The organism is Kitasatospora sp. NPDC087315 (assembly GCF_044744345.1).
In the GTDB taxonomy this organism is placed as follows: Bacteria; Actinomycetota; Actinomycetes; order Streptomycetales; family Streptomycetaceae; genus Kitasatospora.
Genome location: NZ_JBIUYD010000056.1, coordinates 1 through 7946 on the forward strand (window position 1 = coordinate 1; position 7946 = coordinate 7946).

General features: G+C 69.1%; 6 protein-coding genes. All 6 read right to left on the reverse strand.

Annotated elements, in window-relative coordinates; genetic code table 11:
- Positions 1 to 678 precede the first annotated feature (678 nt).
- The 6 genes from ACIO5D_RS38365 to ACIO5D_RS38390 all read right to left on the reverse strand — a co-directional run bounded on the left by ACIO5D_RS38365 (position 679) and on the right by ACIO5D_RS38390 (position 7574).
- The gene (locus tag ACIO5D_RS38365; protein WP_400800933.1) at positions 679 to 2004 is read right to left on the reverse strand and encodes a hypothetical protein; all 1326 of its coding nucleotides are present in this window, start codon (positions 2002 to 2004) and stop codon (positions 679 to 681) included.
- Between the two features lie 374 nt (positions 2005 to 2378).
- On the reverse strand, positions 2379 to 2549 hold the full coding sequence (locus ACIO5D_RS38370) for a hypothetical protein (RefSeq protein ID WP_400800936.1): 171 nt from the start codon (positions 2547 to 2549) through the stop codon (positions 2379 to 2381).
- A gap of 477 nt (positions 2550 to 3026) precedes the next feature.
- Entirely contained in the window at positions 3027 to 3647 is a 621-nt protein-coding gene (locus tag ACIO5D_RS38375; protein ID WP_331768863.1) for a hypothetical protein, read from the reverse strand.
- Between the two features lie 2 nt (positions 3648 to 3649).
- The gene (locus tag ACIO5D_RS38380) at positions 3650 to 6376 is read right to left on the reverse strand and encodes a DnaB-like helicase C-terminal domain-containing protein (protein ID WP_400800939.1); all 2727 of its coding nucleotides are present in this window, start codon (positions 6374 to 6376) and stop codon (positions 3650 to 3652) included.
- Between the two features lie 387 nt (positions 6377 to 6763).
- Entirely contained in the window at positions 6764 to 7195 is a 432-nt protein-coding gene (locus ACIO5D_RS38385; RefSeq protein ID WP_400660007.1) for a PQQ-binding-like beta-propeller repeat protein, read from the reverse strand.
- Positions 7185 to 7574, reverse strand: a complete 390-nt coding sequence (locus ACIO5D_RS38390) for a DUF4365 domain-containing protein (RefSeq protein WP_400800942.1) — start codon at positions 7572 to 7574, stop codon at positions 7185 to 7187. The genes ACIO5D_RS38385 and ACIO5D_RS38390 overlap by 11 nt, the downstream gene beginning before the upstream one ends.
- Between the last annotated feature and the right edge of the window lie 372 nt (positions 7575 to 7946).

Below are 7946 nucleotides of genomic sequence, written 5' to 3' on the forward strand. Positions count from 1 at the left end.
CGCGCCGTCTCCTCCGGAGACATGACGCGCCGTCACTACCGTGACGGAATGCTGCGGCGTCGCTCCGCGACGCCAGCTGGCTGGGGCGGCGTGGAGTCGGACGGCTCGACGCGGTGGGTGGTGGCGGTCACCGCCGGCCCGATTCTGATCTCTGTAATGCGAACCAGGTTCCTCGGGCGGATGGTTCGCTCAGAGCTGGCTCTGACCTGCTAGTTTCATGGGGACCGGCTTGGGCCGGGTGTTTCGTGGCTGCTGTGCGGCCTCATTCTAGCGTTCTCAGCGCCCTCCGGGCTCGTTCCGCCTCCGGCGGAACGAGCGGTCTGTGAGGGGCAGCCAGGCGATGCCGTTTCCTCTGCTGCAGAGGTTTTCGTGACCCTTGGTTAGGCTCAAGTCAGGTCTAAACCTTTCTCTTTGGTTTAGACCATGTTACTTGGCAACTAGAGAATGAGAGTTGGTCGGCCGATGTTATGTAACGGGATGTCGACGGCTTGCGGATACGCATGTGTAATGCCACTGAGGCAAGGTTTCGGCGATACAGAACTGATCGACCGGGCGGGTTCTGTATCGCACACGGCTGCCCGGCCGTGATGAACTCGTGGGCAGTTGCTTGGCGTTGAGGGCTGACGCGGGCCCAGCCAGTGGGTGCGCCTGGCCCAGGTTCCCGGCCGGGTTCGGGCGTCAGGTGTTGGGGGTCGTGTGGTGGGGCTCCGCCGGCGGGATGGTGAGATTGTGGTGGGTGAAGAGGGTGGTGAAGAACTGCTCGAGGAGGGGGCCAGCGTGGTGTCGGTTGCTGAGTTCGGTGGAGCTGAATCGGTAGACCTCGTAGCCGCGGAGCTTGAGGTCGCGGTCGCCGCGGACAGTGTCCTCGTACGCCTTGGCGGTCGCGTAGTGGTGGCGGCCGTCGACTTCCAGGACGGCGCGGTGGCCGCCCGGTAGGAGCATGAGGAAGTCCATACGGTGGTTCAGCAGGGCTTCGACGCCGCGCTGTTGGACGGTCTTGTGGTCCCAGTGCAGCCAGACCTCTGGGAGCAGGGCGGGTAGGGTCCAGGCGCGGGCGCCGTAGATGCAGTGATAGAGCCGGTAGAGGTCGCGCTGGGGAGAGACGTCCTCGCTGGGCATGGAGGCCAGCAGGCGGTTGTAGAGGTCCTTCTTGGCCTGCTCGGTGTCGTCGGTGCCGGTTTTCTCCTGCCACCACTGCTGCAGGTCGCACCAGCGGATGCCGTCCGGGCCGATGGGCCGGTCGTAGACGAGGACCTGGTCTATCCCCTGCAGGACTTCGAGATCGTTGTCGACGACGCTCAGGAAGCGGATGTCGGGCTTGGCAGTGGTGGCGAAGATCAGGGTCTTCGGCCGGCGGGCGGCGCCGGGGCCGGTGCGCAGGAGCTGGAAGTGTGGGTAGCCGTCGCGCTCGCCGGTCTGCTCGAGGCGGATTGCGGTCGGTGCCAGCGCCGTGTTGAGCGTCTCGACGAGGCGGACTTGGGCGCCAGCGTCCGGGAGGGTTGCCGGGTCGACCAGGGTTTCGAGGAAGCGGGTGAACCTGGCGGAGCCGGCCTCGAAGACCCCGAGCTGCTCGAACAGCTCCTCCGCCGACCAGTCCTCTCGGTTGCGGAACACGTGCTGGTGGATCCGGGCCCGCAGGCTCGTCGTCGACGATCCCGTCCACCGCGCCATCGGGTCGTCGTCCAGGTGCCAGAACCGTTCCAGTGCGCGCTCGAACCCGTCCTCGCGGTAGAGCAGCTCGTCGAGGTTGATCGCGGCGGCCAGCTCGCGCCGCACCCGGCCCGGGATCTCGATGACCGTTCCGGCGTCCCAGACGGCGTCCTCGAGGGCGAACCGCTCCTTCCCGCGGACGGACACCTGCGGGGAGTCAAGGAGGCGCTGCGCGGCCTGGAGGAGGCCGCCGTCGTCCGGGAGTGCCTTGAGGCAGGCTTCCAGGCGCTGGCTCTTCGAGCCTGTGTCTGCCGCGGGTATCGGTAGCCTGAGCTCGGGCCCCAGCTCGGTCAACTCCCGGTGGGTACAGGAATGGAGCCCCTGCACGACAGTGCTGACCGCTTCTCGCAGCTTCTTCGGATCCACCGCCACGGGCCGAGTGTGGCAGACCGCTCGGACAGCTGTCCCAGAAGCGGCGCAGCCGCCGTCCCGGCAGGCTCCGGGGTGCTGCACCGGAGCGCCGTTGCGCCGGCCTGGGCAGGTCGGCGCAGCGGGGGTACGCGGAGGGCCGCGTTCTGGCCTTCCCGGAAAGGGGCGGTGCAGCGGGGTGTGGGGCGCAGCGGCAGGGTGGGACGAGGTGGGGCGTTGGCGGGGATGGGCCCGTCTGTCCGGCCGGGACGTGCGGTGCTTGGTGGGGAAGATCGTCAAGCCGCTTGTGGCCGCAGCACCTAAATGATCTTGAGTGCTTCGTCCCACACGTTGCCTCCGTCCGCCCAGGTCCACAGCCATTGGCGCAGTGACGGTGCGGCGTAGCACAGGCCGTCGTGGAGGTTTTCGCCCCAGTCGGGTTCCCAGCCGTCGGCGTCCCAGAGCAGGACGGGGTTGTCGATCGCGATCAACGAGACGTGCCAGCATGCTGCAGCCGCCTGTCAGGAAGAGCCATGACGCCGGCCGCCCGTACTTTGGCCCTCGCGTGTGGAGGGAGGTTGCGGGGCCAGTCCGGTCTGTGCCAGTACGGGACGCGGCGCGGTGTCAGCGAGGCGAGGCCTCCTTCCGGGCCGAATCCCCCGTCGCCGATCTCGGTGTAGATGCGTCGGAGCTGTGGCGGCAGCTCGTAGCCGAGTTGCCGCTCCACCTGCTCGACCTCGGCATTCGTGAGCGGGGGAACGGCTGGTCCGGGAGACAGCCGTGGGGATCGCCTGTGGTTCCGGTGCCCCGCGCGAGGTCGTGCAGCCGTTCCAGGAGTGCGTCGTCGTCTGCAGCGGTGCGGCGGAGGGTACCGGTCACGGGGCGGAACTGTAGTGGGGTGGCTACCTGGGGCTCCGTAGTGCGGGTGGCCGTTCGGGGACTGCCATCAGTGCTTGAGGTGGTGGTGTTCAGGCGCCGAGGCCGATGTGGGAGACGTAGGTATAGGCGCCCCAGTCGGAGTCGAGGTCGGCGATGACGTCGTCCCAGATCTCCTCCAGCTTCGCCTCGTCGCCGTCGACCATGGCGTCGACGGCCTCGTCCCAGACGTAGCGGACCTGGATGGTGCGCAGGCGGAGGTTGTCGCGGCGGCGGGGCTGATCGACGAGGTCCTGGTTGACGGGGTGGATCTCGACTCGGGTGCCGCGGCCGGCGTTGTTGAGGTGCTGCTTGAAGCCGCCGGGGTTGGTGAGGACGTTGTGGGCGCGCAGGTTCCAGTATGCGGTGTCGATGGCTTCGAGATTGTGGGGGCGGGGGCGCTGGGTGCCGTGGGTCCAGGCGCGGATGGTGCGGGGGGTGGCGGTGATGCCGGCGTCGCTGAGGGCCTGGGTGCCGCCGGTGGTGGTGGTGAGATAGCGCATCCGGGCGAGCAGGCCACGGCGGGTGGTGGGCGGGGATTTGATGCCGCCTTCGATGATCATGCGCTCGAGGGCGTCTTCGAGGGCGCGGCCGAGGGCGATCTTGCCGTGGACGTTGCCGGGGTCCAGATGGGCGCCGTACTTGCCGAAGTTCTTCCATCCGTCGGTCGACACGTTCAGGCGGCCTTTCGGGTGCGCGGGAGGGTGTACTGGTCCTTGAGTTTCATCTGGGTGGTGAGGCGGCCCTCGGTGAACACGGTGCGCCAGTCGGCGCTGTCGCTGGTGGTGTGGAGTTCGTCGGTGCCGCGCAGGGCGACGATGATCAGGCCGTGGGTGTGGGCGCGGTGGGCCTTGTACCAGAGGTTGGCGAAGGCCTGGGAGCGGATGATGTGCATCCAGTCCGGGCGGCGCAGGTCCCGGTTGTGGGTGGATTCGCCGATGGTGGAGACGAACTTGGCGTAGATGGCCTTCACGTAGGCCTCGGTGACGGTGTCGGCGGTGGTGATGGCGTTCTCGCGGGCGATGGTCAGGACACGGCGGAACTTCTCCAGCAGGCTTTCGCTGGCGCCGGAGGTCCAGGCCTCGGTGATGTGCGGGGCCTCGCTCAGGCCGAGCTTGTGGCAGCGGATCAGCAGGCGGATGGTGGCGTCGTCGAGGAGAACGGGGCCGGTTTCGCGGCGGCCTCCGATGGGGTCGGGCAGGTGGGGGTGGTTCCAGGTGGGGCGCTTGGGCAAGAGGTAGATGCCAGAGCGTTTGGGGTCGAAGCCGCCGTCGGGCTGGTGCTGGAGGGCGCCGATCGGCAGGTGGGTCTTCAGGGCGGTGCAGTAGGCGGCGTTGGTGTCCAGGACATCGACCGCCACCGGGAGCAGCCGGCCCTTGCGCAGGTCGTCGAGCAGGGGGGCGTTCTCCCACTTGTGGCGGCCCTCCCAGATGTCGTCGGCGCCGTTGCGGGACTTCTTGCGCAGGAAGTCCAGCGTCTCGGGGTAGACGGTGTGTTCGTAGGTGGCGCCGACGCGGGTGGCGTCGAAGAGTTGCATCCCGTTCGGGATGGCCTTCTTCTCCAGGGCGGCGATCGCGGCCTCGGTTTCGCCGCCGTGTTCCTCCAGGGCCTGGTGGACGGCGCTGGCGATCATGTCGAGGTAGTAGCTGTAGTCCCGGTCCGAGTAGCTGTCGCCCAGGGCGGCGGCTGCCCGGGCACTGGGAGTGCGCTCCGCAGGCGTCCGGGTCGGGCGCAGCGGCCGGCTGTTGCCGGTCTTGAACGCGGCGGGGACGTCCAGGGCGGGGGTCTGCGCGGCTGGGGCAGGCGTGAGGAACGGGCCCTGGGCGTCATCGGCTCCCCCGGCGGTAGTGGTGCCGGGGAGCAGCGTGGCGGGCTCCCGGGGGCCTTCGGCGGCCACCGCGGGTGCCTCCTGGAGCGTCTGGGCAGCCGGACCGGAGGCGGGCGCGGCGGGGGCCGGCTGGGCCTGAGCGGACACGCCGGGATCGGTGGGCGCTTCCCGGGGCACCTCCGGTGCCGGGGCAGAGCGCGTGGTGGTCGGCGCGGCGGGTGCGACGGCGGCCGTGTCGTCGGGGGTGGGGTCGGTGAGGCGGGCGTGAGCCGGGTCGGAGGCCAGGGTGAGGGTGGTCAGGGGGCCGAGGTCGCGTTCGGCGATGGCGAGACGGACACGGCCACTGCCGGTGCCGGGGGTGGTGTCGGGGGTGAGGGTGAGGGTGACGTCGGCGGCCAGGGCGCGGATCAGGTCGGGGTTGTCGGTGTCGAGGGCGGCAAGCACCGGAAGGTAGTGGGTACGGGCGAGGTGGGCCAGGGCCTGGCCTGCGTCGGCGAGGGCGGGCAGGCCGGACAGGGGCAGGCGGGGGTCGGGGGCGGTCTGGAGGCGGTCGACAACCACGAGTGCGAGGTCGGGGACGTCGGCGGCGGTGGTGGTGATCGCCTCGGCGTCCAGGCCGGTCCCGTCGTCGATCAGCAGCGGGGCCGCGGCGAGGAGGTCGGCGGTGCGGGCGACGGCCTCACGCTCGGTGTCGTTGAGGGTTTGGGCGCGCAGGCGGCGGTAGTCGACCGGGGTGTGGGCGGCGATCACGCGGGCGGCGATGTCGGCCCGGGTCAGCCCGGAGGCTGCGTACAGGACGGTGCGCCGCTGGTTGAGAGCGGTGGCGCGGGCGGCGCTGATGGTCAGCAGGCTTGCTCCTGTGCCGGGGGCGCCAGCGACCAGGTAGAAACGGCCCGGCTGCAGACCACCTAGAGCGGCATCGAGGGTGGGAATGCCGGTCGGCAGGCCCACCTGCGGAGTCTGTTCGCCGTCCCCGTCCCCGGCGGGGGTAGTGGGCAGCAGGGTGTCCAGGACCTGCCCGAGCGGGGCAAGCCGACGGCGTGGGGCCGACGACACCGCCGCGGCAGGCGCGACAGCGGACGCAGCACCGGCAGCTGACGGTCCGGCAACCGGAGCGACCGGAGCAGGCTCGGTGGCCGGGGCGGGCCCGGCAGCTGGAGCGATGGGGTCGGTGGCCAGGTCGAGAGGATCGGCGTCGGGCGCAGCGGCCGCAGCCTGCGGGGCCGCCGCCGGGGTGTCGGGTGCGGCGGCCGGGAGGGCCGGTGGCGGTGTCGCGGTGGCCGGGAAGAGGGCGGTGGCGCAGGCCAGGACCGCCACAGGCCGCTTGTGGCGCAGCAGCACCTGCGGGGTGCCGGCGGCGGCTTGGGCGACCAGGTCGCCCAGGACGGGGCGGGCCTCGGCGATACCGCAAGCGGGCGCACCGGCCGTGTCCAGGCCGGCTGTGGTGGCCAGGTGGGCGGAGACCAGCAGGGCCCGCTCCTCCTCGCCCCGGGTGAGCTCGGTGATGGTGCCCTGCTCGGCGTCCCGGATGAGCTGGGGCAGCAGCGGCCGGGCCTTGTGTACACCCAGAGACACAGCGGGCGCACCCAGGCTGGCGGGAGCAGCGGGGTCGGGCGGCGGAACGGACGCGGCGGGCACCAGGGCCTCCAAGACGGCGCAGCAGAAACAGCAGTCAAGAATGTAATGCAAACCCTAGCATGTGCGATACATAAGATGGGTGTGCGGTGAGCTGCAGGATTAGATCAGATCGTCTGTGGTTCTGGTGTGCTGACTGACGATCAGTTATGTAATGATGCATCGTCGCCGGAGCACAGAAGGGTCGGCGGAGCTTGCGCGGCTGTCAGCGGGGCGGGAGCGCGGAAGCGGACGGGCGGAGTCGCCGGGTTCCGACGTCGGCAAGGCTGCGGCTCGGTCTACCCGACTGAGGGCCCGTAGGCGAAGTGGGGTGGCTGGTTCCAGTAGTCATACGAGAGCGAGTGCGTGGATGTCGCCGCGCCCGCTGGTGACGAATAGGATGCCGTCGGCAAAAACGGGTTCTCCTTGGCGTGACGGGTCCCACATCAGCTCGTAGGAGCACCGCAGTTGGCCGTTGCCGATGTCGCACATGAGCATTCGGCCGGCGCGGTGGGCAGCGTAGAGGTGATCACCTGCGAGGAACGGCTGTGCGACAAAACCTCCGGGAGCGCGCCTGCGCCACCGTTCCTCGCCACTCATGGTGTCCAGGGCGGTCAGGGTTCCAGTGGCGGCTGCGACGATGAGGGTACTACCGTCGACGAGCGGGGCAAGCGTCGTTCTGAGGCGGGTCGTTGTGCTCCACAGCGGGGAACCTGTCCGTGTGTCCAGTGCATGGATACTGCCCGAACTCCCCACGAGGTAAAGCACGTTACCGGTCACGATGGGGTGGCCTGCGATGGTCTCGTCCAGGCCGTACGTCCACCGCTGTTTCCGTCAAGTTGACCCAGAAAAGCCGTTCGGTCTCGGCGTCATAGACGATCCCAACCACAGGGATGCGGTAGTTCCGCCAGTCCTCGAAGTGGTCGCCCACGGGGATGGCATAGCTGTGCTTCCGGCGGTACTTCTTGCCGCTCTTGACCTGGACGGCGATGACGTGGCCGGTGCGCTTGCGCTCCCGGGCCAGGATGACGTGCATGTCCTCTCCGTGATCAGCTCCTCCGTCGATCTCCTGGACCAAGTGCCCGTGCGCGTCGAAGAGAGCCCGTACGGCGTTGATCCCGCTGCGCTCAGTCGGACGGTTCGGCCGGATGGTTGCCATAGATCCCCCCGCGAATCGGCGATGCAACGCATGCAACGACGAACGGGGCAGTGGGACACGGCCACGAAACACTCGACCAATTGGCCCCTCCTCGCCGTGCACCGGGCCAGACTGTAACGGCTTGAGGCGGTCGCCGTCGCCTGTGGTCCGGCGGGAATCTGGTGCCCGAGGAAGTGCTGCCGCGCCTGTGCAGATGTTGTTCGCCTATTGGGCATAGCGCCATCAAAGCGGCATGAATATAAGCCACTTACAGGATCAGAGATGCCAAAATGCCCACTAACTGATCGTTTCAGAATGAGGTTCGGAGCTTTCGCAGGCAGATGATGCTGCAGGCGAGTTGGAGCAGGCCGAGGTGGAGGTCGGCGCGTATCT